The organism is Kaistella sp. 97-N-M2 (assembly GCF_021513235.1).
GTDB lineage: Bacteria > Bacteroidota > Bacteroidia > Flavobacteriales > Weeksellaceae > Kaistella.
Window position 1 is genome coordinate 2,636,819 of sequence record NZ_CP090976.1, and the last position, 24,676, is coordinate 2,661,494.

A 24,676-nucleotide genomic window follows, 5' to 3' on the forward strand; every position below is an offset into this window, starting at 1 on the left:
GATTCTGCGCCAAAATAATTTAGAAAAATAAATGCTCAAAACTTTAGATAAGGAAATTCAAAACGCAACCTTAACCTTCACCAATCAGCGTGCTTTGTTTTGGAAAGAAAAAAAGATACTGATCCTCAGTGATCTGCATGTGGGAAAATCGGCGCATTTTCGAAAGCACGGCATCGCAGTCTCCTCCGAAGTATTACTGCACGATCTGGAAAAATTAGAATACTTGATTCATCATTTTCAGCCGGAGAAAGTGCTTTTTGTGGGCGATCTTTTTCATGCCGGTTATAATTCCGATCTCGATCTTTTTAAAGACTGGCGTTTTCAGTTTCCGCAAAGTTTTATTCTAATCCGCGGCAATCACGATAAATTAAAGTGTGAAATTTACGATGAGCTCGGCATCGAATGCATCGACGAAGCGCTTGAAATGGCTCCTTTCACCTTTATTCATCATCCGGAAGAACTTGAAGACAAACATTTTTATATTTCGGGACATATTCATCCCGGGTTTGTGCTAAAAGGAAAAAATGAAAGGCTGCGTTTGCCCTGCTTTGCGGTGTCCGACCAACAGATCGTTCTGCCCGCTTTCAGCAGATTTACGGGTCTGGACACGAAATCTTTAAAAGGAAATTTTAAAAATATCGTTTTTACGGGAGGCACCATTTTTGAAGTGTAACCCACGAAAAATTTAACGATGAAAACATTAAAAAAACTCGCTGTTCCCCTTTCTATTGGTATTTTAGGAGCAGTCCTTCTAAGTTCGTGTTCCGTGGGAATTCCAAAGGGCGCGACCGCGGTACAGAATTTCGATTCAAAAAAATATTTGGGCAAATGGTACGAGATCGCGCGCTTCGATTTCCGTTTTGAAAAAAATCTGAACAATACCACCGCCGAATATTCCGATAAATCCAATGGAAATATCGAGGTGAAAAACCGCGGTTACGATTACGTGAAAAATAAATGGAAAGAATCCGTAGGCGAAGCGAAATTTGTAAACAAACCGACCGAAGCGCGTCTGAAAGTTTCTTTTTTCAAACCCATCTGGGCAGGTTACAATGTGATCGATATCGACGAAAATTATAGATATGCGCTCGTTGCCGGCAATAATCTCGATTATCTGTGGATCTTATCGCGGGAAAAAACAATTCCCGAAAGTTATAAGCAAAGGTTTCTGGAAAAAGCAAAATCTTTAGGTTACAAAACAGAAAATTTAATCTGGGTAAAACACGATTAAATCAAATATTAAAAAAACGAATGCCCGCCGACAATGATCGGTGGGCATTTTTTATAGGTAAATGGCAGGCGAAACGTTACATTAAAATTCAAAAATAAATCCGAAGTAGGGAAGTGGCGTGTTGTTGTCGTTTTCGCCTGTATCCAGCACGTAATACTGTTGATGCTGCGGCGCAGAAGGGTTTGCAATAATTCCATTTCCTGCGTCATCGCGTTGAAGATTAACTACAGGTAATCCGCTCGCACTTTTTGACCCGTAAATATTAACAATATCGAGGTATGCGGTAAACTGCCATTTTTTGAAGATCCATTTCTTCTCGGCGCGCAAATCCAGCTGATGCGCTACATTTCCACGCAAAGTGTTTAACTGGGAAAAATCCTGCACCGGTCCGTTGGAAATGTTCCAGATGTTAACCAGAGAACTTCTGGCCAGATCATACGGTGTTTCGGGTAAACCGGACTGCAGCCGGAAGCGGGCGCCTAAATTCCAGTTGCGGTTAAAATATTTTCCCGTACTCAAGGATAAAATATGGCGCGAATCCCAGCTCGAGGGCAATAAATCGCCCGACGCATTGCTGAATTTTGAATAGCCAAAAGTGTAGGCGACAATGCCATAATAATTATTGATGGTTCTTTTCTGCGCCAAAAATTCCACACCGTAGGTTTCGCCAAAACCCCTGGAATCCACAGGTTCGCTGCCCACCACGCCAAAATCGGCACCGATATTGGCCAAAGAAATTTGGTTTCGCAAAGAGAAGGGATAATTTTTATATTTCTTGTAATAACCTTCCATAGTCAGGCGCAGATTATTTTTCCCGTTATATTCCAAACCTGCGACGAAATGGATATTTTTTACATATTTTAAAGTGCTTTTATTAAGAAAAATATCATTCAGTTTATACCCTAATGACGTGTAAGCCGGCAGTTGATAGTAGATTCCGGAATTGAAGTTGAAGGCCCAACGTTCCGCAAAGTTATAGCTTAAAGAAAGTCGCGGAGAAAACTGCTCGAGAGGATTATTGGTCCGGTCGGAATAATTGCTGCCGTCGATTCGGACACCCAAAGAAACCTGCAGCGCATCAGCGAAAAAATTTCTGGAAGACTGCAGATAAAAACCATATTGCAGCAAATTAATGTTCGAAGAGATCTGATCGAAGTTAATCTCAGTTTGATTCACCTGTTTGATGGTAGAATTGTTGGAATATCTGGCAAAATTAATATTGCTGCCGGCGCTTAATCTATAATCCTGAAGCTGGAAATTTCGGTCGATGCGGAATTTATTTTCCGCTTCCCGGGATTTGTAATCATAGAGCAGATTTTCGGGAGTTTCACTGTTTCGGTAGTATTTTTTCGCCTGATTGTCGAGCATATTTCGGCTGTAGGTAAAGAGCCAGTTTCCGTTTTCTGCCAAATGGCGGTAACCCGTTCCAAAGGTGTAATTCCATTGTGGCGACACGGGAAGCCGATCAATAAGAGTTTGATTGGTTAAGGTTTTTTTCGCGTCGGTGTTAAATTTAAAATCATCCAACGCGCCTAGACCGATAAAATACAATTCGTCGCCGCTTTGGAATTTTTTCGAAACCTTAAAAGTAGCATCATAATAACTTGGCAAAAATGGAAGTCCGATGGCTTTGAAAAGCAACTGTAAATTAGACTTTCGCACCGAAAATAAACCACTCCAGGATTGGTCTTTGGACAGCGGTCCATCAACCATCAATTGCATGTCGTCTAAACCTAAAATCGCTTTGTAACCGAGTTTGTCTTTCCGGGCCTCTTTTAAATTAAATTCAAAAAGCGAGGATAAAATTCCGTTTCTATTTGCCGGAAAAGCGCCGCTGTAAAAATCGACATCTTTAATAAAGTCGATGGTAATAATGCCCCGCGGTCCGCCGGAAGCGCCCTGCGTTTGAAAATGATTGATGATGGGAACCTCGATGCCGTCGATATAAAATTTGTTTTCTGCCGAACTTCCGCCGCGAATAAAAAGGTCATTTCTAAAGGTCGCCGTGCTGCCGACGCCCGGAAAACTTAAGATTGCGCGCGAGATATCACGGTTCGTTCCCGCATTTTTCTGAACTTCTTCACTCGTAATATTTCGCAGGGACAGCGGACTTTCGGCCGTGGTTTTATACATTTTTTTCGTGATAACGACTTCCTGAATGGTGGCGCCTTCGGATCTCTTCAAACCAATACTGAAGGTCAGATTTTGATTGGGCAGAATATTAATATCATTCAAAAAACCGGTTTGGTATCCTTCAGACGAAATCTCGAAAGTATACGTTCCCGAGGGAATTTCTGAAAGTTGCACGCTTCCGCGTCCGGAATCACTTTTCGCCAAATCATTTAAATGAACCACCGCATTAAGCGGTTTTTTACTGAATTCATCGAAGACGGAAATGTTAATGGAGCCGACCTGCGCTGCAAAGGCAAAAGAATAAAAGACGGCAAAAAAAAGGCAAAGGTTTCTCATGTAATCACATATTTTTTTTAAAGCCAATGTTTTCAGCATAATTTCTTGGTTTTGTAAAAATCCTGCATTGTCAAATTAATACCGTGGCAAAGATAATTCGAATGTTTAAACTGGAATCAACACAAAATAACATAAATAGTTTTGCGATTTTAGAACACACCAAAAAAAGAATACATCTTCTTTTTAAAAGATGTATTCTCCACACTAAAAACACTAACTATGATAAGATATTTATAACATTATTTTTATTTACCTCAAAAGTAGTAAGAAATAATTCTAATTTCATAATTTTGGTATTGATGCTTACTATTAATCTCATTGATAACACAAAAAAAATCACCTAAAAAAGGTGATCTTCTTTACTGATCGTTCTAATGGATCGCGATCTTTAATTTCGAAGTTTTTCATTTTCTAAAATTTTCATGACGATACTTTCTTCTTTCGTTAAACCGGTTTTACCGTCATTCACTTCTATTTCATCGAGTTCATCCAGATATTTTTTAATGGAATTATTTTCGTAAAGATTAATGACTAATGGATGAACGTAATATTTCCTGCATACATTGCCCGTATTTCCAAGATGCGAGGCCACGATGTCCAGCGCTTCCTTTACTTTTGATTTGTATTCCTTGTCGCTTTCTGCGGCGCCAATCTCTTTGAAAGCAATTAACGCATTCACCGTTCCGGACCAGGTTCTAAAGTCTTTCGCGGTAAAATCCTCGCCGCTGATTTCTTTGATGTACTCGTTCACCATGCCCGACTCGATGGCGTGCCTTTTCCCCTCCTCATCGTAATACTGAAAAAGTTCTTTCCCGGGGATGTCTTTGCAGTTCTGAACGGCTTTTGCCAGCTTGTTGTTTTTGAGATCGATGTCATGATAAATTCCTTTTTTTCCTTTAAAGGAGAAATGCATCTTTTTACCATTAATCTGGACGTGTTTGTCTTTTAACGTTGTTAAACCGAAAGAACCGTATAATTTTTCGTACACATTATTTCCGATACGGATGTTCGTTCTCTCCATTAAACTTACCACCACTGCAAGCACTTTCCTCTTGTTCAGACCTTTGATGGAGAGATCCTTCTCCAGTTGAAGCCTGATCTTTGGCAGAACATAGCCGAACTGCAGCATTCGGTAGAATTTGGTATGGTTTCGCAGTGCATTCCATAACGGATGGTAGCGGTACTGTTTTCGGTGTTTCGCGTCCAGCCCGGTTGCCTGAAGATGGCCGTTGCCCAAAGAGCAGATCCAAACTCCTTCCCATGCAGGTGGAATGGCTAATTTGTTGATTCTCGTAATTTCTTCTTTGTCTTTAATTTTTTCGTCTCCCAGATAATAAACATATTTTTTGCCGGACTTTTTACGGACAATGCCGTCATACTCGTGATCTGAGGTGTAGATGAGCTGAACTGCTTTCGCAGATTTTACCGGATCCTTCATTATTTTTACAATTTTTGAAGGCGTTAAGGAGGCGATCAGATCAGTATCGGAATTTTTCATCTCAGTAAATATTATCTAGGATTGAATTTAAATGTAAGGAAAAAAAGTTTTTATTTCTATTGTGGCTTTGATGCGGAATGCAAAAAAGAAAGAAAAGGACTAATTTTCATCACCTTTCCTTTCTTTAATTTAATAGAGTAATCGTGTTATTTTTAAACCGTTGTATTGATTAATTGTTTTTACCGCGGGTGAAGAGCCAAATAACCAAAGCGATTACGGCTGCAACAAGGATGAATCCCCACCACATTCCGGCTTTGAAGATGGTTCCGATGGCATCACAACTTGTTAAAGAAAGAAACGCGAATACGGCTAAACTGAGTAAAGTGAACTTTTTCATAATAGTTATTTTTAAGGTTTATATTTTTAAATTTGAATCATTAAACGCGGTGAAAATCAGGTTTCCATTTTTGAATTGATTTTTTAATTTCGTCGCCTGAGATATTACTTTTTAGGGTTTTTTCCAGAAGGATTTTAAATTCATCATCGTACGCAAAACGCAGTGCGGCAATTTGGCCAAATTTCAGCTTTTCTACCACATCATCCGATCGTTTGCCGTAAAGTTCAAAATACCGCTGCTGAAATTCGAGGCGCAGAATACGGTCCTGATTTCCTAAAGCATAATGCTGACGAACCATTAAAGTTAAATAAATTAAAAGGAACATGACCATAGAAAACAAAATCCACGTTAGTTGATGCGTTTCATCGCGAAAAATCTGAACAATCCCAACGCCTTCTAAAATCGCCAAAAGCGGCAAATAGATAAAATGGTGGGGCGCATAAAATTTACGGTGATTGCTGTAGTTCTGCGTTTTCATGTTGTTTGCTTATCAAAAATGCAACCAAAATCAATTATCTGTGGCGTAAAACCAGTGCGGAAATTGATAAAGCAGTGTTATTCAGTATGCAAAAGTCCGATGGCTTTCAGCATGTCGATTCCTTTGCCCAGCACGGGTTTGAAAAGGTCGCCGTTTTTTTGGATTCTTCCTAAGGCATTTTCAATATTAAAATCGGCAGGTTTCAGACCGCTTTTGAGTTCGTTCCACTCGATCGGCATGGAGACCGGCGCGCCGTTTTTGGGTCTTAAACTGTAGACGCTCGCCAGCGTTTGCCCGCGGCGGTTTTGAAGATAATCCAAATAAATTTTGTCTTTGTCGCGTTTTTGAAGCGAGCGTTCCAGCGTAGTAATATCCGGCAGTTCGCGCTGCACCATTTGCATCAAAAGGTGTCCGAAATCTTTCACCTGATCGAAGGAATACTGCGCGCCCATGGGAATGTAAATATGAATTCCAGAGCTTCCCGAGGTTTTGCAGTAGCCGTCAATTCCGCCTTTATCCATGTATTTCTTCGCAACTTTTGCCGTTTCGATCACGTCGTCGAAACTGTTGTTTTCCGAGGGATCCAAATCCAAAACGAGATAATCCGGCGAGTCGGCTGTTTCCACGCGACTGGTCCAGACGTTAAATTCGATGCAGCCCAAATTATTCATATACGCCATCGTCGCTTTGTTGTTGCACAAAATGTAGTTGATGTATTTGTCAGTCGATTCCGAAAATACTTTCTGCCTGTCGATCCAGTCGGGTGTTTCGTCCGAAGCGTCTTTTTGGTAAAAACTCATACCGTCGATGCCGTTCGGAAAACGGTTCATCGATTGCGGACGGTCTTTCAGATGCGGTAAAAGATATTCCGCCACACTTTGATAGTAATCAATCATATCGCCTTTCGTGACCTGATCTTTCGGGAAGTAGATCTTATTTTGATTCGTAAGTTTCACCTCTTTTTTATCAAACTTCTGGAGTTTTTCGGGATCTCTTTTCATAACCGTTTTTTTTAAAATTGGAGCTTCTTCCGCGGTTTCGGTTTCTTCTTTTTTAAAATTTAAATCTTTCGGATTGAGATCTTCGCGCAACCTTAGAAAAACAGGATGGCGAAAAATGTGATCGCCCGTCAGTTCCGTGAATTTAATTTCCGCGATCAGGTCCGGCTTAATCCAGGTTGCTTTATCGTTTGTCTTTGGCGTCACTTTAAAAGCAGATTTCGGCGTGATAAGCGGTTCCATTTTATCGTAAAGTTCTACCAAAGTTTTGTCGCTGAAACCCGTTCCTGTATGTCCGCAAAAGATGATTTCGTCGCCGTTGTACCGGCCTAAAATTAGAGAACCGAATTTTTTACGGCCGCCTTTCGGCGCGGTAAATCCACAAATCAGCACTTCTTCCGTCTGCTGGCTTTTCACCTTTAGCCAGTCCCCGCTGCGCGAACCTTCATGATACGTGCTGTCGATTTTCTTCGCCATCATTCCTTCCAGTTCCATGCTTTCGATCAGGCGAAAAAAGGCTTCACCTTTTTCCAAGACATGATCGTGATATTTAACGATTTCATTTTCTTTTAAAGCTTCTTTCAGCAATTCTTTTCGCTGCAGAAAACTTAAATTTTCGGTGGAATGGCCGTTCAGCCAAAGCAGATCGAAGACCTGAAAAAGCACGGTAAGGTTTGGATTTTCCCCAATTCTTTGCAGCCACTGGAAGTTGGGCTTTCCCTTGTTATCGTAGGCCACCAGTTCGCCGTCAATCACCATTTCATGTTCCTGAAATTTCAAAGCGTTGGCTACTTTCTTAAATTTTTCCACATAAGAAAGGCCGTTGCGGGAATACAGCTGAACGCCGTTTCGAAGATCGGCGACAGCGCGATAGCCGTCCCATTTAATTTCAAAAGCCCACTCCGGGCTGCTGAAAGGTTTGGGCTCAATCGACGCGAGCATTGGCGTAATGAATTTGGATAATTTTTTTTCGCCCGTGAGCGCAGGCGTATAATTTTTGAAAGATTTTATTTTCTCCGCGGGTTTAGTGCTTTTTTTTTACCCTTTTTTTGTTCTAAATATTCCGAAACTTTGGAGTCGGGTGCGGTGTTTTCTTCTGCATCATAATGATCGGTTGCGAAGTCGTCGCGGTGTTTGATGAGCAGCCAGGGATTTCCGTCGGTTGCATTTTTTATTTTGACAAGGGCAAATTCGCCTTTCAGCTTTTTACCGTGCAGAACAAATTTCAAAGAATCGTTTGCAAGTTCCGCCTGCATAACTGCATCGTCGGTTTTTCCTTTTACTTTTTCCAAAGGTTCGTACGTTCCTTCGTCCCAGATTTCTACTTCACCCGCGCCATAATTTCCTTTCGGAATGGAGCCTTCAAAGGTCCGGTAGGCATACGGATGATCTTCAACCATCATGGCGAGGCGTTTGTCTTCGGGATTTAAAGACGGACCTTTCGGGATGGCCCAGCTTTTAAGAACGCCCTCCATTTCCAGACGGAAATCGTAATGCAGGCGGCTTGCTGCGTGGCGCTGCACAACAAATTTCAGTTTGCCGCCACCACTTTCATTCTTGCCTTTGGGTTCTGCGGTCTGCTCGAAATCCCGTTTTTTATTGTAGTCCTCCAGTCCCATCGATGTCCTATTTGACGATTTAAAAAGTTGAAATTAATTTGAAATATTATCGCTGAAAATTCTTAACCGGCTTTGGCTTTTCCGGCTTCCAGACTGGCTTTCAGCTGCGCCATAAGGTCCGTAGCTTTCGCGGAAACCTCTTCTTTGGTTTCCACTTTTTTTGTTTTTCCTTTGGCTTTCGCTTCAATGATCTTCATCAAATCGTCGTTGTATGTGTTTTTGTATTTATCGGGATCGAATTTAGTCGCCAACTGTTTAATCAGCGATTCGGCCATAGTAAGTTCTTCTTCTTTCGGTTTTTTTGCGGACGGAAGTTTCAGGTCTTCAAATTCGCGGATCTCTTCGGGATATCGCATGCGGTTGACCATCAAAATTTTATCTTCGTAGGGACGGACCAAACACAAAATTTCCTTTTCCCTCAGAATAAAAGTTCCGATTCCGGCCATCTTTGTTTTGATGAGAGACTGCAGCAAAAGTTTGTAAGCTTCTTCACCGTTTTTCTGCGGTTCCAAAAAATAAGAGGATTCGAAGTAAGCGCTGTCGATCTCGTTGATATCGACGAACTGATTAATTTTTAAAATTTTCGATTTTTCCGGGCTCACTTCTTTGAAATCTTCGTCAGTAAGAACAATATAGCGGTCTTCCAGTTTGTAACCTTTTACAATATCGGCCCATTTCACTTCCTTGCCGGTTTTGGCATTCACACGTTTAAAATTAATATTCTCAAGATCGTCTTTGTCGAGCATATCAAGATCGATATTGCTTTCTTCCGTCGCAGAATATAATTTAATCGGAATATTTACCAGGCCGAAACCGATGGCTCCGTTCCAAATTGCTCTCATAGTTTTGGGTTTTAATGCTAAAATGACCATCAAAAATGCTTCCAAAGAAATTGAGTTTTTAATTTTCTCCCTAACTTTGAGTAAATTTAAGAGGAATGAAAATCGCAACATATAATGTAAACGGCGTAAACGGAAGGTTGCCCGTGCTGTTAAGATGGCTGAAAGAGGCACAGCCCGATGTAGTTTGTCTGCAGGAACTGAAAGCGCCCCAGGAAAAATTTCCGGAAGCTGAAATTTTGGAAGCCGGCTACCACGCGGTTTGGCTAGGACAGAAAAGCTGGAACGGCGTTGCGGTGCTCGCAAAAGATCGCAAGCCCGAAGTTTCGCGGACTGATCTGCCCGGCGAAGAAGAAATACAAGCGAGTCGTTATCTGGAAGTGAAAATTGGTGATCTCATTATTGCGTGCATTTATATGCCGAACGGAAATCCGGTGCCGGGACCAAAGTTTGAGTATAAAATGCGATGGTTTCAACGTTTGGATGCGCACGCGGAAATGCTCATCACCTCGGGAAAGAAAGTTCTGCTGATTGGCGATTTTAATGTGATGCCGACAGAAAAAGATGTCTACAAGCCCGAAAAATTTAAAGCAGATGCGCTTTTTCTGCCGGAAGTTCGAGAAGCTTTCCATAATCTGGTCAGCCAGGGTTGGACAGACGTGATACGGTATTTTTATCCGGAAGATACGGTTTATACTTTTTGGGATTACTTCCGAAATGCGTTTCAGCGAAATGCAGGTTTGCGCATCGATCATTTTCTGGTTTCGCCGGAAGTTGTGCCGCATCTAAAAAAAGCGGAAGTCGATAAACACGTGCGCGGGTGGGAAAAATCCAGCGACCATACGCCGGTCTGGATCGAGTTGGAAGAATAATCTGATCGTATTCTTCAAAATAACAATCAAAAATATTTTTGTCAAAGGAAAAATCTTCCTTAAATATGCGCGGAAAGACGTTTTACGGCGGAAATGGCAAAAATATTGCATAGTGAAGTCCATGTTTGAAAAAAAATTATCCTTCTTTTATTATTCTGTTTTTTTAACGTAAATGCCCAGTCCAAAGCCAGCGATATTTTGGGCGTTTGGATTGCCACCGATAACAGCGTTGTAGTGAAAGTATACGAATCCAATAACGAGTATAAGGCCAAAGTGGTCTGGTTTGATAAGCATCTTGGTAGCGGAAAACCCATCGAAACGCGTCTGGATACGGAAAATCCGAATCCGGCTTTACGGCACCGCAAAATAATCGGTATGGAAATTCTGGAGGGATTACAGTACAATCCAAAACACCACACGTGGGAAAATGGCAAAATTTACGACGCCTCTACGGGCAAACACTGGGATTCTTCCGCGAACTTCACAAAAGACGGAATTCTGAAAGTGCGTGGGTACTGGAAATTTAAATGGATTGGCAAAAGCATGTCTTTCCGCAGAGCAAATTAATAACCTTTTTAAATCTATAAACTATGAATTTATTACTCAGACTTCTTGTTACCGCCGTTGTTGCTTATGCATTGGCGTACGTTTTACCCGGCATCCATTTTTCCGGCTTTACGGGCGCAATTATCTTCGCCATCGTTTTGGGAATTCTAAACCTAATTGTTACGCCGATTCTGAAAATTTTGGGATTGCCCTTAACCATTCTTACTTTAGGGCTTTTTTCTTTGGTGATTAATGCGGTGGTTTTCTTAATTGCCGATTATTTTATCGACAGTATGAATATCGACGGTTTCTGGTGGGCCTTTATCTTCAGTATTGCGCTATCTTTGGTGACCTCGCTCCTGGACGGACTTTTTACTTCCAAGGATTAGTCCTCATATTTTTGTAAAAAACAAGAGCCCAATTTTAGGAAACTAAAGTTGGGTTTGTGTTTTTGAGATATTCTTACTTTATTTAATTATTTTTGAATTTAATTTAACTGTCATGACCAAACTATTCAGCTTCTTCTTTCTGACGCTCTTTTCGCTCACCATTTTTTCGCAGGAACTTTACACGCCAAGAAACATTAAAAAAACCTTTGAAAAGCAAACCCGTTCCAAAGATGGAAAACCCGGTAAAAATTACTGGCAGAACGGCGGGAACTACGCTATCGACTTTGCGGTGAATCCTGACTCGAAAACAATTTCGGGCAAAGAAACCATTGATTATTCCAACAATTCTCCGGACAGTTTAAAAACTTTGGTAATTCGCTTTGTTAATAATGTTCACAAACCGACGTCACCGCGCGGAAGTAGAGTTTCCAAAGATTTTTTAAGCGATGGATTAACAATAAAATCTCTTTCTGTGAATGGCGCCGATTATAAAGTAAACAGCGAAAACTGGGAAACGCTTTATGAATTAAAATTGACGACGGCTCTGCTCCCAAAATCAAAAAATCAAATCAAAATCGTCTGGGAATATCCTCTATCAAAAGAAAGTGGGAGAGAAGGCCAGATCGACGAAAATACTTTTTTCTGCGCTTATGCGTACCCGAGAATTTCCGTTTACGATGATTACAACGGCTGGGATAAGCTGCCGCACAACGGTAGAAACGAATTTTATAACGACTTCAACAATTACGAAGTTTCCATTTCGGTACCGAAAAATTACATCGTGTACGCGACGGGAGTTTTAAAAAATGCCGAAGAAGTTCTGCAACCGAAAGCTTTAAGCAGATTTAAAAAGTCCTTAACCAGTGACGAAATTATTCATGTCGCGACCAAAGAACACATTCAAGCCAAAAAGATAACCCTTCAAAACGCCCAAAATACGTGGAAATTCAGCGCTTCCAATATCACTGATTTTACTTTTGGCGTAAGTTCAACCTATGTTTGGGATGCGTCAAGCGTTCAGCTAAACTCGAAGAAAGTTAGCGTTCAGGCAACGTACAATGCGGGCACTGCCGATTTCGAAAAATATGTCGAATGGCAGAAATACTGCATCAAATGGTTTTCCGAAAACTGGCCCGGCATTGAATATCCCTTTCCCACAATGACGGCATTTCAGGGATTCGCCGATATGGAATATCCAATGATGGTGAATGATACGGCGATTCCGGATAATTTCGCGGATTCGCGCCAAACCGTGGATCACGAAATTGCGCACACGTACTTTCCTTTTTTTATGGGCATCAACGAAACAAGTTACGCTTTTATGGACGAAGGTTGGGCGACCGCTTTGGAGTATCTCATCGGAGAAGCAGAAAACGGCAAAGAATTTAACGATAAAATGTTTACGGATTTCCGCGTAAAACGGTACATCAACGATCCGTCCACAGAAGAAGATCAACCCGTTATTTCCCTGAGCACGCAGGTTTCGGGCAGCGGTTATGGCAATAATTCTTACATCAAACCTGCCTTGTCGTATTTGGCGTTGAAAGATCTTTTGGGCGATGATTTATTCAAAAAAGCTTTGCATCATTATATGAACACTTGGAGCGGTAAACATCCGATTCCGTGGGATTATTTCAACACAATGAATGCGGGAAGCGGCAAAGATTTAACGTGGTTTTGGCAGAACTGGTTTTTCAGCAATCACTATATCGATTTAAAGTTGGATTCCGCGAAAGTTTCTGGTCAGAATTTAGTTTTGAACATTGATAATGTTGGTGGTTTTGCCATACCGTTTGACGTTGATATCACCTTTACGGACGGAACGGTTTCAAAGAAGCATTTTACGCCTGAAGTCTGGAAAACCAACTCCACTTATGAAACTGCAGTTTCAGTTTCAAAGAAAGTGAAAAGCGTTCAACTGAATGGCGGAATTTATCTGGATTATACGCCTGATGATAATTTAATTACCCTTTAAGATGAAAGAATTTGAGACCGCGAAAATGGATAATTTTACAAAAGCGATCACCGTCATCTTAGTCATTTTCCTGCCTTCGCTCGCTCTAAGTTCATTTTTTATGGAGCCCGCCAAACCGATTGTTTCCGTCTTTTTGACGCTGCTTTTAGTAGGCGTTATTATTTTTTCTTACGGTTTCGTACCCAAAAGAATTGCGTTTTCTGCCTCGCATATTTTGATTACAAATTTTTACGGTCCCGTTTTAATCGATCTCAAGGAAATCAAAAATTTGGAGAAAATTGATAAGACCGGCTTCAATCTGCGAACTTTTGGCGTGGGAGGTTTATTTGGCTATTTTGGTTATTTCAATGGCGGCGATATTTGGTACGTTACCAATATTCATAAAAAAGTTAAGATTACCTTAAACTCAGGTCAAATTTATATGATCAGTCCGGAGAAGCGGGATGATTTTCTAAACCTAACTGCCCAACAAATGAATTCGCCTGTGTAAATAAAAGTCTTTCCGTAAAGTTCTATATTTGTATCTCTTTAATTTTTAAATTAATTTCTAATGAAAATAAAACATACTTTAGTCGCACTCGCGGCCCCTTTTCTTATGAATGCACAAAATGTGATGACGCCGGAAACGCTTTGGACTTTAAATAAAATTGGAGTTGCGGCGGTTTCGCCCGATCAGACTTCGCTCATTTACAGCTTGGGTAAAACGGATTTGAAAACCGAAAAAAACAATAAGAAATATTACTTTTTCAATATCAAAAATTCCGCGGCCACCAATTTGGATTTGGGCAAAAAAGCGGTCATTCAGTGGGATGAAAACGGAATCTATGCGCAGGAAGGCGAGAAAATCTATCTTTCCAAAGATGCGGGAAAAACCTGGACAGATTTTTATACTGTGGGCGAAGTTGATAATGTAATAATTTCTCCGGACGGCAAAAAGATCGCTTTCAGCAAGCAGGTTTTGGTAGAAAAAGTGCTCGGAAAAGAGAAGTATTCCGACGTGCCAAAATCGACGGCGCATATTTATACCGATCTCAATCACCGTCACTGGGATTATTTTAATGAAGGAAAATACAACCATGTTTTTGTTGCAAATGTTTCCGAAAGCATTGAAAATGCAATAGATCTACTCGCAGGAAAACCTTGGGATTCGCCGCAAAGACCTTCCGGCGGCAGCGAAGATTTTATCTGGAGTCCGGATTCCGCTCAACTTTTATATGTAACAAAACCTTTGAGTGGTGCCGAGTACGCCCAATCGACGAACACCGATATTTTTGCCTATGACCTGAATTCCGGAACGGTAAAAAACCTGACGGAAAGCTATAAAGGCTACGATGTTAATCCGAAATTTTCGCCCGACGGCAAATATTTGACGTGGCAATCCATGGAAAGAGGAGGCTTTGAAGCCGATAAAAATGATGTTAAAATTCTGGACTGGAAATCAGGCAAAACTACGAACCTGACGAAAGATTGGGATGAAAGTGTGGTCGGTTCCGTTTTCTGGTCTCAGGATTCCAAAAATATTTATTTCACCACGGCCTTCCGCGGAACAGTGCAGCTTTTTTCGTTGAATCCAAAAAATTCAAAAATTCAGCAGATCACAAAAGGTGATTTCGATGTGACAGAGATTCACGCCGAAAATAAAAATTCGCTTTTGGTTTCCCGAACTGATATGAATCACAACGCAGATCTGTTTTCTGTGGATTTAAAAAACGGCGCCATGAAACAGGTGACTGAAGTGAATAAAGATACTTACGCAAAAATCACTCCGTCGAAAACGGAGCTCAAAATGGTGAAAACGAGCGACGGAAAAGAAATGGGCGTGTGGTTTATTTATCCACCCAATTTCGATCCCGCGAAGAAATATCCGACATTGTTATATTGCCAGGGCGGACCACAATCTGCCTTGACGCAATTTTTCAGCGTAAGATGGAACTTCGCTTTGATGGCGGCAAATGATTATATCGTAGTAGCACCCAACCGTCGCGGAATGCCGGGTTGGGGAACAAAATGGAATGAAGATATTTCGAAAGACTGGGGCGGACAACCGATGCGCGATTATCTGGCAGCCGCAGATTTTGCAAAAACTCTACCCTATGTTGATGGCGACAGAATGGGCGCGGTCGGTGCAAGTTACGGCGGATACAGCGTGTTTATGTTAGCCGGAATCCACGAAAACCGTTTCAAAACCTTCATCGCACACGATGGACTTTTCGATATGAAATCCTGGTTTTTAACCACGGAAGAATTGTGGTTTGCGAAGTGGGACTTAGGCGGATCGCCGTACGACACTCCAACACCGAAATCTTACACCGATTATAATCCATCGAATTTCGTCAACAAATGGAACAAACCAATTATGGTCATTCAGGGTGGAATTGATTACCGCGTTCCCTACGAGCAGGGGCAGGAAGCTTTTCAGGCGGCGAAACTGAAAGGATTGAAAACCAAATTCCTTTACTTCCCGAATGAAAACCACTGGGTTTTGCACGCTCAAAACGGTTTGGTTTGGCAAAGAGAATTTTTCGAATGGTTGAAAGAAACGCTTTAAAATAAATACAAAAATGATCAGCAAACTAGATTTACGGGAAACTTTGGATATCCCCGTTTCCGACGGAAGCACGGCGGCAGAAATTTTTCAAAACCAAACCTTAAGGCCAGTTTTGAAACTGCAGAATGACCTGTATTTATCCCTTTTCAAAAGATATGCAGAAAGCCAAAATGCAGATTTCGCCTCTCTAAAGATTACCCAAAAAAGGACTTTTGTAGACCAAAGTCTGCAGAAAGACAGCGGACTTAAAAACACGTTGATCGGCGTTACCATTGGTATGTTTACACCGCAGGAACTGCAGACCTACAGCTTCCAAAGCAAAGTCTACAACCGAAGAATCGTTGCGATGATCATTGAAAGAATAAAAAGCCAGCTCAAATAATTTTCGCGAGCGTAAAAAATGAAAGTCCGGATTTAGTCTGGACTTTTTTTGTATTTTTAAAACATGAACCGGATTTTTTCTTTTCCACCAATCATCTCCGAGGACGCCAAAATTTTAATTCTGGGCTCCGTTCCCGGCACCAAATCCCTGGAAATGCAGGAATATTACGCGCATCCTCAAAATAAATTCTGGAAAATTTTATTTGAAATTTTTGAAGAAGATTTCACCCCCGATTATGTAGAAAAGCAGAAATTTTTACAGAGAAACCGGATTGCAGTTTGGGATGTGATCGATTCCTGCGAGCGCGAAGGAAGTTTAGACACGAAAATCAAAAATGAAGTTTACAACGATGTGGAACATATTTTAGCCGATTATCCCAACATCAAAGCCATTTTCTGCAACGGTAAAAAATCCTTTAAAAATGTGCAGAAAAAGCTGAGTGCGAAAAGCGACATTGCTGTTTTTGACCTGCCTTCAACAAGCCCTGCGTACACGCTTTCATATGAAAAAAAATTGGAGGGCTGGAAAAAAATTAAGAAATTTCTGTAACGTTTTTTTTTAGATTCAATGTTCGCATATTAAAGTTGCACTTTAATCTTAAAACTCGAATTCATTTTCATTGTAATTTGATCCGCCGTCACTTCGCTGGCCTGAATTTCGATTATTAAAGAATTCTGGCTGGTTTTGAAATAGTCCAGAATTTCATCGTCGGTCGTGGTGAAGGTGATGGTGTTTGGATTGGTATTGCTGTAAGCCGTTGCAATTAACCGTTCGGCCTGATTGGGCGCTTTCACGTAGATTCTTGCGTTTTTAATGACGTCCAGTTTAGTGCCTAATTCGGAATTTACATAATCCAGACTTAAAGTGCTCAACTTTACCGATTTCAGATTGTTGATGGAAAAATTTGGATTGTTTGCCTTGATCTCGGCGTCCAGATTAATGTTCATCGGGATTTCGGGAGTTCTTGTGTAGGTTGTTGTGCTCACACTCGCGAAAGGAACAGTAAGCGTGGTGCTGAACGGAACGTTAAATGGCGGTAAAGCGTCGAGCACATTGTTCACAATATCGCGGCAGCTTGTAAGAAGAAGCATAAATATTCCAGTAATTAACAATAACTTTTTCATAATCTAAATTTTAATATTTTAAGCCACTGCATTTATCGTTCCACGATCGGTTTTTTGGTAAAAACAGAGATTATCCGGAAGGGCTTGACAAAGGGGTTTCAATGTCGTATATTTGCAGGCCGAAAATTTTTGGTTTTCGGTCTTAATTTTTAAACCGTAATTTAAAAACAATGAAAACATCTGACTTCAATTTCCATTTACCGGAAGAACTTTTAGCCGAACATCCGAGCGAGCACAGAGACGAGGCAAAGTTGATGGTGCTGAACCGCGCCACACAAACCATAGAACATAAAAAATTTAAAGACGTGGTCGATTATTTCGATGAACACGATCTTTTTATCTTTAACAATACAAAAGTTTTTCCTGCAAGGCTGTACGGAAACAAAGAAAAAACCGGTGCGAAAATCGAAGTTTTTCTTTTAAGAGAGCTTGACAAAGAAACCCGCGTGTGGGACGTTTTGGTAGATCCGGCAAGAAAAATAAGAATTGGTAACAAATTATTTTTTACCGAAGATGAAGGTTTGGTGGCTGAAGTTATCGACAATACGACTTCAAGAGGACGGACTTTAAGATTTTTATACGACGGTTCTTACGAAGAATTCCGCAAAAAACTCAATGAACTGGGACAAACTCCGCTTCCGAAATATATCAAGAGAGACGTAGAACCGGAAGATGCAGAACGTTACCAAACGATTTATGCGAAGCATGAAGGCGCTGTCGCCGCCCCAACTGCAGGTCTGCATTTTTCCCGTCATTTAATGAAAAGACTTGAAATCAAAGGCATCGATTTCGCAGAAGTTACGCTTCACGTAGGTTTAGGAACTTTTAATCCCATCGAAGTAGAAGATCTGTCGAAACATAAAATGGAATCGGAAGAAGCCATTATTGATCAGAAAAATGCCGATATCATCAACAAAGCTGTGGCTGAACAGCGAAGAGTTTGCGCCGTTGGAACGACCACCATGCGCGCGATTGAAACGTCCGTTTCCTCGAACAAAAAAATTGGACCTTACCACGGCTGGACCAATAAATTTATTTTCCCGCCACACGATTTTGGCGTAGCCAACTGTATGATCACGAACTTCCACACGCCAAAATCAACACTAATGATGATGATTGCAGCTTTCGCCGGAAAAGATTTCTTGATGCATGCCTATGAAGAAGCCATCAAGAATGAGTATAAATTCTATTCTTACGGGGACGCGATGCTGATTATCTAAGAGCCAGGTAAAAAGTTAAAAGAGCCAAGGTTTTGGGAGCGCGCAATTTAATCAGAAGAGGTAACTTTAGTAGATTTCAGAAGAGGTAGCTTTAGTTAATTAAAATTTTTTATCATGAAAAAAAATGATTTACTGGAGCGAACTTTTTTATTTGGTGTAGCTTGTCTTAAATATTTAAGAAAACTTCCCAATGATCCTGAATACAGACTTATTCGATATCAGCTGGGAAAGTCTTCAACTTCGCTGGGATCTAACTACGAAGAATCTCAAGCCGGATCTTCAAAAGCAGACTTTAAAAACAAAGTCAAAATCTCTTTACGCGAAACGAGAGAATCAAATTATTGGTTACGAATAATCCAAGCGCTCGAGGAGGGCAAAAACGAAGAACTCGAAAAATTGCTGCGGGAAAGTACAGAGCTTAAAAATATATTTGGAGCAATTGTTAATAACACAAAATTATAAATCCTGGCTCCTTTTACTTTTTCCCTGGCTCTTAAAGAATTATGAAAGACATCCGAACTTTATCATTAGACCAACTTAAAGAACATTTTGTCTCTTTGGGAGAAAAGCCGTTTCGTGCGAAGCAGGTTTATGATTGGTTGTGGAGCAAAAATCTTCATTCAATTGAAGAAATGACGAACCTTTCGAAAGAATTGCGGGATAAAATTTCGCAGGAATACATCATTAATCCCATTTCCGTTGATGAACTGCAGCGCTCGACGGACGGAACCATTAAAAACGGTGTAAAATTACACGACGGACTTTTGGTGGAATCCGTTTTAATTCCCACCGAAACCCGAACAACGGCCTGTGTTTCTTCGCAGGTTGGATGTTCTCTGAACTGCGAATTTTGTGCAACAGCACGTCTAAAAAGAATGCGGAACCTTGAAGTGGCAGAAATCGTAGATCAGGTTGCGTTGATCGACCGACAAAGCAAACTTTATTTTGACCGGCCGCTCTCCAACATTGTATTCATGGGAATGGGCGAGCCGATGATGAATTACAAAAATGTTGTCGAATCCATCAAAAAAATCACGGAGCCGGAAGGTTTGGGAATGTCGCCGCGCAGAATTACCGTCTCAACGTCCGGGATTCCGAAGATGATAAAAATGCTGGCCGACGAAAATTTAAGGGTAAATCTGGCGCTTTCACTGCATTCTGCCATCGAAAAAAAGCGCAACGATATTATGCCTTTTTCCGACAAATTCCCGCTCACGGATATTATGGAAGCGCTGCAATACTGGTATGCAAAAACCGGAAATATCGTGACTTTCGAATACTGCGTGTGGAAAGGAATCAATGATGAAGACGAAGACATAAAAGCCCTTATTCGGTACTGCAGACAGATTCCAAGCAAAGTAAATCTCATTCAGTACAACCCGATTGGCGACGGAAAATATGATCAGTGCAACAAAGACGCAGAAGAAAATTATGTTCAGCAACTCGAAAGAGCCGGCATTAAAGTCCTGATCCGCAGAAGCAGAGGCGGCGACATCGATGCGGCCTGCGGACAACTCGCTAATAAAAGTAGTGAGTAATGTTTTCGCACCTCGGAAAAAGCCGCACACCCAGACATAATCTTGGACTCGCGTCCTTACTTTCTTTTGTTGCCGGACTCGTAAATGTTGTCGGATTTTTTGCCGTACAAAAACTCACCACCAATGTTACCGGTCATTTTGCCTTTTTCGTGGACGAAGTATTTAAACTGAATATTCTGAACGCTTTCCATATTGCACTTTTTGTCTTTTTCTTTTTCTTCGGCGCATTCTTCGCCAATTTTATGGTCGAAACGTATTCGCGAATCCGGGAAAGCGAAACGTATGTTTTTCCCATTCTTACGGAAGCCTTGATCATTGCAGTCATCGCGTTTACCGGAAATTATTTAATGAAACACGATCCCGACATGATCGCCTACAGCCTGCTCTTCGCCATGGGAATGCAAAACTCCCTGGTTACAAGTATTTCCAAATCGATTGTGCGGACCACGCATTTAACCGGACTTTTCACCGATATGGGCATCGAGTTTTCTCAACTCTTTTTTTATAAAGATAAAATTCACAAAAGCAAACTGCTGAATTCGATCGGTTTGCGCATCACAATCATCGTCATGTTTTTCGTGGGCGGAGTTACGGGCGGCGTTTTGTTTGAGCATTTCGGTATCAGATCGCTCATTTTGGGTTCCGTAATTTTGGTTGGCGGCTTACTTTACGATTTTATTAAAATCCGCTTCTTACTTTTAAAACGAAATGCTTAATGAAGAATTTTTTGATTGCTTTGTCGCTCTTTTTCTTTTTGAATTTTTCTGCGCAGGATTACGAATGGTTGAAGCTGAACCGCTTTAAAAGTACTGTTCTCAGCGATTCGCTGGAAGAAAATTCGGGTCTGGAATTTCACCGCAATAAACTTTACACATTTAACGACAGCGGCAATACTTCTGAAATTTTTGAGATCGATAAAGATTCCGGGAAAATCCGAAAAATTCTGAGAACCAATCTGAAAAATATCGATTGGGAAGCCATAGCCTCAGATTCTGCAAACTTGTATATCGGCGATATTGGCAATAACAGCGGCACAAGAAAAGATTTGAGGATTTACCAAATTCCTTTCCGTGATTCTTTACATTTAAATTCCATTAAAAGCATTTCTTATTTTTATCCGGAGCAGAAGATATTTGTAGCCCATAATTTAAACACAGATTTCGATGCAGAAACACTCATTTATTTGAATGGAAAAATTCATTTATTCACCAAAGAATGGGCTTCGAAAGGTACCACGCATTATGTTATCGACCCCGAAAATACAGATAAGCAGCCGGCCCTCAAAACAGAAGATTACCCCATCGGTTATGCTGTGACGGATGCTGCTTATTTCGACCAAAAACTTTATTTGATCGGTTACACGAAGAAAACGGAAGTTTTTCTCTCAGTATTTACCGAAAGTACACCGGGAATTTTCTTTCAGACGAAACCCCAAAAATATTATTTAGGAAGTTCCTTATCCGTTGGGCAAATCGAAGGTATTGCAGTCGATGAATCCGGAGTTTATATTTCCGGCGAAGAATTCGTGACGCCGCTGGGGCGGTCAAAACCGCGCCTGTACTTTATTCCCGCAGATCGCTTCCGATAATTTCGCGTACTTAACGGTTTTTTACCACCCTTATTATGTTTTTAATAATTATCTTTGCCTTCACTTATCAATTACCATTATTCCAATAATTCGTGGCGAATATCGTAGAAGAAATTAAAAAACCGATCAACGCAGAAATGAAACTTTTCGAACAAAAGTTTTACGAATCCATGCAGAGCAATGTGCCTCTTTTGGATAAAGTGACGCGGTTTATTGTGACGACAAAAGGAAAGCAGATGCGTCCGATGTTCGTTTTTCTCTGTGCAAAACTGATCGGTGAAGTCAATGAAAAAACCTTTCGCGGCGCTTCGATGATCGAACTGATTCACACGGCGACTTTGGTTCATGATGATGTGGTTGACGAAAGTTTTAAGCGACGGAATTTCTTCTCCATCAACGCTTTATGGAAAAATAAAATTGCTGTTTTAGTAGGCGATTATCTCTTATCCAAAGCCGTTTTACTATCCACCGATTACAAAGATTACGATTTGCTCGCCGTAATTTCGCGCACCATTCGCGAAATGGCCGAAGGCGAACTTCTGCAACTGGAAAAAGCCCGAAAACTGGATATTACGGAAGATGTTTATTATGAAATCATTCGCCAGAAAACGGCGACTTTAATTGCAGCGTGTTGCGAGATCGGTGTTCTCTCCAATGATGCCGACGAGCATTTGGCAAAAAAGATGAAGGATTTCGGCACATTAACCGGCATGGCGTTTCAGATTAAAGATGATCTTTTCGATTTCTTAACTTCTAATATTATTGGGAAACCGGTGGGCATCGACATCAAGGAACAGAAAATGACGTTACCGCTCATCCACGCATTAAAAATGGCGGACGAGAAAGACCGGAAATACTATTTTAACACGATTAAACGCTACAATAACGACACAAAACGTGTAAAAGAGCTCATTGAGTTCGTGAAAAAATCCGGAGGTTTAGATTACGCGATCGGTGTAATGAAAGACTATCAGCAAAAGGCGAAAGATATTTTAAACGAATTTCCGGAGCATGAAGCAAAGCATTCCTTAAATTTAATGCTGGATTACGTTATCGAAAGAAAATATTAATCTACTTCAATAATTTCTGCATTTCCAAAGCATTTTTTATTCCCGCAATTCCCCACGTATTATTAAAAAAGACGAAAGAAGTCCCTTCGAACTTTTCGATTTCTTGTGCAATCTTTTTTAATTCTTCTTCCGGATATTCCGATTTAAAGAGAACCGGAACGCCATGCAGCCGATAATATAGAAAATCTTCACTGTTGATGATAACGTCATCCGGAATATCTTTCGGAAAACTAACACCGCAGAAAACAATGTTATTTTGTTTGAGTTTTTTAAAAACATCGCTTTTCCACCAGGATTTGTGGCGAAATTCAACCACATTTAAATAATCTGGGTGAACGGTTTTCAATAAATGATCTAAATTTTCTTCGCTAAAATGAAAAGATGGCGGCAACTGAAAAAGAAAGCCGGAAAGTTTCTCTTTCAGGCCCTCGGAAATATGAGCGCAGAAAGCATTTGTGTCATCTTTCGTCTCAATTAATTTTTTAACATGCGTGATCGTTTTCGGAATTTTAAGCAAAAATTTAAAATCTTTTCCCGTCATCGTATACCATTTTTCCAGCGTTTTTGGCATCGGTTTGCGGTAAAAAGTGGAGTTGATCTCCACTGCATCCAAACGGTCGGAATAGTACTCTAGATGATCTCGGGAGTGCAGATCTTCCGGAAAGAAAAAGCCTTTCCAATAACCTTGCGAAAAACCCGCACAGCCGATATAATGTTTACTTTTCATCTTTTTTAACGAGTCCGTCAGTCAGCGATTTCCACTGAAATTTGCTTCCACCGATGATTCCACCGATTGCCACTATGCTGTTTCGTGCTTTTTCCAAAATGTTGAGATCTTCGGTGTTCGGCTTTTCATTTCGTCCGTGCACTTCTGCAAATACACTTTTATCTTCCCATCTCACCAAAAAATTAGACGTGGCCTTATCTTTAAAAAAGTGCGCAATTTTACCGTCCCTTCTATGTGGATTTTCACAAGGTCTAACCCGGATGTAGACTATTTCGCCGTCCGCAGATTTTTCTTTTTCGAAATGTTCAATGCGCACCCAATCGAAAGAGTCGCCCGTTTCGTTGTGAAGACCGGGAACTTTTATTTTGATGTAATTGCCGACTTGCGGCTCTGTTCGGATTTGATCATCCTTTTCGTCGCAGAGCATAAACTCCGCCTTTTCTTCGCCCGCAAAGATTTCCCACGAATTGATGTCGAGAAAACGTTGTTTTACGGTTTCAAAATGAAGGGCGGCTTTAGCAACCGTCTCAAATTTTACTTCGGAAACATTGTCGCTGAAGCCGCCTTCTTCTTGTTTTGGAATTTTTTGATCCATTGGTTTTTAATTTTATTTACCAAATTCCTCAATAATTCTCTTATTAAAAGCCGGCAGATCGTCCGGATTTCTGCTGGTGGTTAAATTGCCATCAGTAATAACTTCTTCGTCTTTCCAATTCGCTCCGGCATTTTTTAAATCTGTAGAAACAGAAGGGTAGGACGTCATCGTTTTACCTTTCACCACGCCGGCTTCGATGAGAGTTTGGGGTCCGTGGCAAATAGCCGCAACAGGTTTATTCTTTTCAAAAAAAGATTTTACGAATTTAACCGCCGCTTCATCTCCTCGCAAGGTATCCGGATTAATAACGCCGCCCGGCAAAAGCAGTGCATTATAATCATCAACGTCCGCGTTGGAAACTGTTTCGTTCACCTCCACCGAATCGCTCCATTCGTGATCTTTCATGCTGCGGATTTTCCCGGATTTCAGCGATATAATTTCTACCGCTGCGCCCGCATCTTTCAAAGCTTTTACGGGACTTTCCAATTCAGATTGTTCGTAACCGTCGGTCGCGAGTACTGCGATTTTTTTATTTTCCAGTGTTTTCATACTTTTTATTTATTATTTTTAAAACAGAAAATGTGCCGATACTTTCTGTAAAAGCTACATTAAACTATTTTTTTTATTAAATTA

27 protein-coding genes are annotated in these 24,676 nt (G+C 40.8%); 16 read left to right on the forward strand and 11 right to left on the reverse strand.

The features are described 5' to 3' along the window. Positions 1-31: 31 nt before the first annotated feature. Both pdeM and L0B70_RS12305 read left to right on the forward strand, forming a co-directional pair. Positions 32-673, forward strand: coding sequence for a ligase-associated DNA damage response endonuclease PdeM (pdeM, locus tag L0B70_RS12300; RefSeq protein WP_235142066.1), 642 nt, complete (start codon positions 32-34; stop codon positions 671-673). Between the two features lie 18 nt (positions 674-691). Continuing rightward, positions 692-1,231 (forward strand): lipocalin family protein, encoded by a 540-nt coding sequence (locus L0B70_RS12305; protein WP_235142067.1) that lies wholly within the window; start codon positions 692-694, stop codon positions 1,229-1,231. A gap of 81 nt (positions 1,232-1,312) precedes the next feature. Here L0B70_RS12305 and L0B70_RS12310 read toward each other — a convergent pair whose 3' ends face one another. From L0B70_RS12310 to L0B70_RS12340, 7 genes are all read right to left on the reverse strand, one after another. Further along, the gene (locus tag L0B70_RS12310) at positions 1,313-3,700 is read right to left on the reverse strand and encodes a TonB-dependent receptor domain-containing protein (protein WP_235142068.1); all 2,388 of its coding nucleotides are present in this window, start codon (positions 3,698-3,700) and stop codon (positions 1,313-1,315) included. A gap of 388 nt (positions 3,701-4,088) precedes the next feature. Then, positions 4,089-5,198, reverse strand: coding sequence for a DNA topoisomerase IB (locus tag L0B70_RS12315; RefSeq protein WP_235142069.1), 1,110 nt, complete (start codon positions 5,196-5,198; stop codon positions 4,089-4,091). Between the two features lie 169 nt (positions 5,199-5,367). Beyond that, the gene (locus tag L0B70_RS12320) at positions 5,368-5,535 is read right to left on the reverse strand and encodes a DUF4407 domain-containing protein (protein ID WP_235142070.1); all 168 of its coding nucleotides are present in this window, start codon (positions 5,533-5,535) and stop codon (positions 5,368-5,370) included. Positions 5,536-5,575: 40 nt separating this feature from the next. Further along, positions 5,576-6,013, reverse strand: a complete 438-nt coding sequence (locus L0B70_RS12325; protein WP_235142071.1) for a DUF6526 family protein — start codon at positions 6,011-6,013, stop codon at positions 5,576-5,578. Positions 6,014-6,090: 77 nt separating this feature from the next. Then, positions 6,091-7,953 (reverse strand): DNA ligase D, encoded by a 1,863-nt coding sequence (gene ligD / locus L0B70_RS12330; RefSeq protein ID WP_235142072.1) that lies wholly within the window; start codon positions 7,951-7,953, stop codon positions 6,091-6,093. A 65-nt stretch (positions 7,954-8,018) separates the two neighbouring features. After that, positions 8,019-8,630, reverse strand: a complete 612-nt coding sequence (locus L0B70_RS12335) for a DNA polymerase ligase N-terminal domain-containing protein (RefSeq protein ID WP_235142073.1) — start codon at positions 8,628-8,630, stop codon at positions 8,019-8,021. A gap of 62 nt (positions 8,631-8,692) precedes the next feature. Further along, on the reverse strand, positions 8,693-9,472 hold the full coding sequence (locus L0B70_RS12340) for a Ku protein (RefSeq protein WP_235142074.1): 780 nt from the start codon (positions 9,470-9,472) through the stop codon (positions 8,693-8,695). A 95-nt stretch (positions 9,473-9,567) separates the two neighbouring features. On the opposite strand from L0B70_RS12340, the gene xth reads away from it, so the two are divergent. The 8 genes from xth (at position 9,568) to L0B70_RS12380 (ending at position 16,730) form a co-directional block, all read left to right on the forward strand. After that, positions 9,568-10,341, forward strand: a complete 774-nt coding sequence (gene xth, locus L0B70_RS12345) for an exodeoxyribonuclease III (RefSeq protein ID WP_235142075.1) — start codon at positions 9,568-9,570, stop codon at positions 10,339-10,341. A 198-nt stretch (positions 10,342-10,539) separates the two neighbouring features. Further along, positions 10,540-10,908 (forward strand): DUF2147 domain-containing protein, encoded by a 369-nt coding sequence (locus L0B70_RS12350; protein WP_235142076.1) that lies wholly within the window; start codon positions 10,540-10,542, stop codon positions 10,906-10,908. A gap of 23 nt (positions 10,909-10,931) precedes the next feature. Further along, on the forward strand, positions 10,932-11,276 hold the full coding sequence (locus tag L0B70_RS12355) for a phage holin family protein (protein ID WP_235142077.1): 345 nt from the start codon (positions 10,932-10,934) through the stop codon (positions 11,274-11,276). Between the two features lie 112 nt (positions 11,277-11,388). Then, positions 11,389-13,251 (forward strand): M1 family metallopeptidase, encoded by a 1,863-nt coding sequence (locus L0B70_RS12360; protein WP_235142078.1) that lies wholly within the window; start codon positions 11,389-11,391, stop codon positions 13,249-13,251. 1 nt (position 13,252) lies between these two features. Next, entirely contained in the window at positions 13,253-13,741 is a 489-nt protein-coding gene (locus tag L0B70_RS12365) for a PH domain-containing protein (protein ID WP_235142079.1), read from the forward strand. 60 nt (positions 13,742-13,801) lie between these two features. After that, entirely contained in the window at positions 13,802-15,799 is a 1,998-nt protein-coding gene (locus tag L0B70_RS12370) for a S9 family peptidase (RefSeq protein ID WP_235142080.1), read from the forward strand. Positions 15,800-15,812: 13 nt separating this feature from the next. Then, the gene (locus L0B70_RS12375; RefSeq protein WP_235142081.1) at positions 15,813-16,181 is read left to right on the forward strand and encodes a glyoxalase; all 369 of its coding nucleotides are present in this window, start codon (positions 15,813-15,815) and stop codon (positions 16,179-16,181) included. 63 nt (positions 16,182-16,244) lie between these two features. Then, the gene (locus L0B70_RS12380; protein ID WP_235142082.1) at positions 16,245-16,730 is read left to right on the forward strand and encodes a DNA-deoxyinosine glycosylase; all 486 of its coding nucleotides are present in this window, start codon (positions 16,245-16,247) and stop codon (positions 16,728-16,730) included. 29 nt (positions 16,731-16,759) lie between these two features. On the opposite strand, the gene L0B70_RS12385 is transcribed toward L0B70_RS12380, so the two are convergent. Further along, positions 16,760-17,305, reverse strand: coding sequence for a hypothetical protein (locus L0B70_RS12385; RefSeq protein ID WP_235142083.1), 546 nt, complete (start codon positions 17,303-17,305; stop codon positions 16,760-16,762). Positions 17,306-17,475: 170 nt separating this feature from the next. On the opposite strand from L0B70_RS12385, the gene queA reads away from it, so the two are divergent. The 6 genes from queA (at position 17,476) to L0B70_RS12415 (ending at position 22,721) form a co-directional block, all read left to right on the forward strand. Beyond that, positions 17,476-18,525: a tRNA preQ1(34) S-adenosylmethionine ribosyltransferase-isomerase QueA gene (queA, locus tag L0B70_RS12390; RefSeq protein ID WP_235142084.1), complete on the forward strand. Its 1,050-nt coding sequence runs from the start codon at positions 17,476-17,478 to the stop codon at positions 18,523-18,525. A 114-nt stretch (positions 18,526-18,639) separates the two neighbouring features. Next, positions 18,640-18,987, forward strand: coding sequence for a four helix bundle protein (locus L0B70_RS12395; protein ID WP_235142085.1), 348 nt, complete (start codon positions 18,640-18,642; stop codon positions 18,985-18,987). Between the two features lie 41 nt (positions 18,988-19,028). Beyond that, complete coding sequence (rlmN, locus tag L0B70_RS12400) at positions 19,029-20,063, forward strand: 23S rRNA (adenine(2503)-C(2))-methyltransferase RlmN (protein ID WP_235142086.1); 1,035 nt, start codon at positions 19,029-19,031, stop codon at positions 20,061-20,063. Beyond that, positions 20,063-20,779, forward strand: a complete 717-nt coding sequence (locus tag L0B70_RS12405; RefSeq protein ID WP_235142087.1) for a YoaK family protein — start codon at positions 20,063-20,065, stop codon at positions 20,777-20,779. The genes rlmN and L0B70_RS12405 overlap by 1 nt, the downstream gene beginning before the upstream one ends. Next, positions 20,779-21,651 carry a hypothetical protein gene (locus L0B70_RS12410; protein WP_235142088.1) on the forward strand — a complete coding sequence of 291 codons (873 nt, stop codon included), beginning with the start codon at positions 20,779-20,781 and terminating at the stop codon, positions 21,649-21,651. Before L0B70_RS12405 ends, L0B70_RS12410 begins: the two co-directional genes overlap by 1 nt. Before the next feature lie 92 nt (positions 21,652-21,743). Further along, entirely contained in the window at positions 21,744-22,721 is a 978-nt protein-coding gene (locus tag L0B70_RS12415; RefSeq protein ID WP_235142089.1) for a polyprenyl synthetase family protein, read from the forward strand. A 1-nt stretch (position 22,722) separates the two neighbouring features. On the opposite strand, the gene L0B70_RS12420 is transcribed toward L0B70_RS12415, so the two are convergent. The 3 genes from L0B70_RS12420 to L0B70_RS12430 are packed head-to-tail and all read right to left on the reverse strand — an operon-like array spanning position 22,723 to position 24,592. After that, positions 22,723-23,448, reverse strand: a complete 726-nt coding sequence (locus tag L0B70_RS12420; protein ID WP_235142090.1) for a DUF72 domain-containing protein — start codon at positions 23,446-23,448, stop codon at positions 22,723-22,725. Continuing rightward, positions 23,438-24,043 (reverse strand): hypothetical protein, encoded by a 606-nt coding sequence (locus tag L0B70_RS12425; protein WP_235142091.1) that lies wholly within the window; start codon positions 24,041-24,043, stop codon positions 23,438-23,440. The genes L0B70_RS12420 and L0B70_RS12425 overlap by 11 nt, the downstream gene beginning before the upstream one ends. Before the next feature lie 12 nt (positions 24,044-24,055). Then, positions 24,056-24,592: a type 1 glutamine amidotransferase domain-containing protein gene (locus tag L0B70_RS12430; protein WP_235142092.1), complete on the reverse strand. Its 537-nt coding sequence runs from the start codon at positions 24,590-24,592 to the stop codon at positions 24,056-24,058. Positions 24,593-24,676: the final 84 nt, after the last annotated feature.

Coding starts and splice junctions, on each gene's coding strand:
- L0B70_RS12315 (WP_235142069.1), bottom strand. CDS start 5,198: ATGAAAAATTCCGATACTGATCTGATCGCCTCCTTAACGCCTTCAAAA.
- L0B70_RS12395 (WP_235142085.1), top strand. CDS start 18,640: ATGAAAAAAAATGATTTACTGGAGCGAACTTTTTTATTTGGTGTAGCT.
- L0B70_RS12355 (WP_235142077.1), top strand. CDS start 10,932: ATGAATTTATTACTCAGACTTCTTGTTACCGCCGTTGTTGCTTATGCA.
- L0B70_RS12410 (WP_235142088.1), top strand. CDS start 20,779: ATGAAGAATTTTTTGATTGCTTTGTCGCTCTTTTTCTTTTTGAATTTT.
- L0B70_RS12430 (WP_235142092.1), bottom strand. CDS start 24,592: ATGAAAACACTGGAAAATAAAAAAATCGCAGTACTCGCGACCGACGGT.
- L0B70_RS12420 (WP_235142090.1), bottom strand. CDS start 23,448: ATGAAAAGTAAACATTATATCGGCTGTGCGGGTTTTTCGCAAGGTTAT.
- rlmN (WP_235142086.1), top strand. CDS start 19,029: ATGAAAGACATCCGAACTTTATCATTAGACCAACTTAAAGAACATTTT.
- L0B70_RS12375 (WP_235142081.1), top strand. CDS start 15,813: ATGATCAGCAAACTAGATTTACGGGAAACTTTGGATATCCCCGTTTCC.
- L0B70_RS12360 (WP_235142078.1), top strand. CDS start 11,389: ATGACCAAACTATTCAGCTTCTTCTTTCTGACGCTCTTTTCGCTCACC.
- xth (WP_235142075.1), top strand. CDS start 9,568: ATGAAAATCGCAACATATAATGTAAACGGCGTAAACGGAAGGTTGCCC.
- ligD (WP_235142072.1), bottom strand. CDS start 7,953: ATGCTCGCGTCGATTGAGCCCAAACCTTTCAGCAGCCCGGAGTGGGCT.
- L0B70_RS12335 (WP_235142073.1), bottom strand. CDS start 8,630: ATGGGACTGGAGGACTACAATAAAAAACGGGATTTCGAGCAGACCGCA.
- L0B70_RS12370 (WP_235142080.1), top strand. CDS start 13,802: ATGAAAATAAAACATACTTTAGTCGCACTCGCGGCCCCTTTTCTTATG.
- L0B70_RS12405 (WP_235142087.1), top strand. CDS start 20,063: ATGTTTTCGCACCTCGGAAAAAGCCGCACACCCAGACATAATCTTGGA.
- L0B70_RS12425 (WP_235142091.1), bottom strand. CDS start 24,043: ATGGATCAAAAAATTCCAAAACAAGAAGAAGGCGGCTTCAGCGACAAT.
- L0B70_RS12320 (WP_235142070.1), bottom strand. CDS start 5,535: ATGAAAAAGTTCACTTTACTCAGTTTAGCCGTATTCGCGTTTCTTTCT.
- L0B70_RS12305 (WP_235142067.1), top strand. CDS start 692: ATGAAAACATTAAAAAAACTCGCTGTTCCCCTTTCTATTGGTATTTTA.
- L0B70_RS12325 (WP_235142071.1), bottom strand. CDS start 6,013: ATGAAAACGCAGAACTACAGCAATCACCGTAAATTTTATGCGCCCCAC.
- pdeM (WP_235142066.1), top strand. CDS start 32: ATGCTCAAAACTTTAGATAAGGAAATTCAAAACGCAACCTTAACCTTC.
- L0B70_RS12380 (WP_235142082.1), top strand. CDS start 16,245: ATGAACCGGATTTTTTCTTTTCCACCAATCATCTCCGAGGACGCCAAA.
- L0B70_RS12365 (WP_235142079.1), top strand. CDS start 13,253: ATGAAAGAATTTGAGACCGCGAAAATGGATAATTTTACAAAAGCGATC.
- queA (WP_235142084.1), top strand. CDS start 17,476: ATGAAAACATCTGACTTCAATTTCCATTTACCGGAAGAACTTTTAGCC.
- L0B70_RS12340 (WP_235142074.1), bottom strand. CDS start 9,472: ATGAGAGCAATTTGGAACGGAGCCATCGGTTTCGGCCTGGTAAATATT.
- L0B70_RS12310 (WP_235142068.1), bottom strand. CDS start 3,700: ATGAGAAACCTTTGCCTTTTTTTTGCCGTCTTTTATTCTTTTGCCTTT.
- L0B70_RS12385 (WP_235142083.1), bottom strand. CDS start 17,305: ATGAAAAAGTTATTGTTAATTACTGGAATATTTATGCTTCTTCTTACA.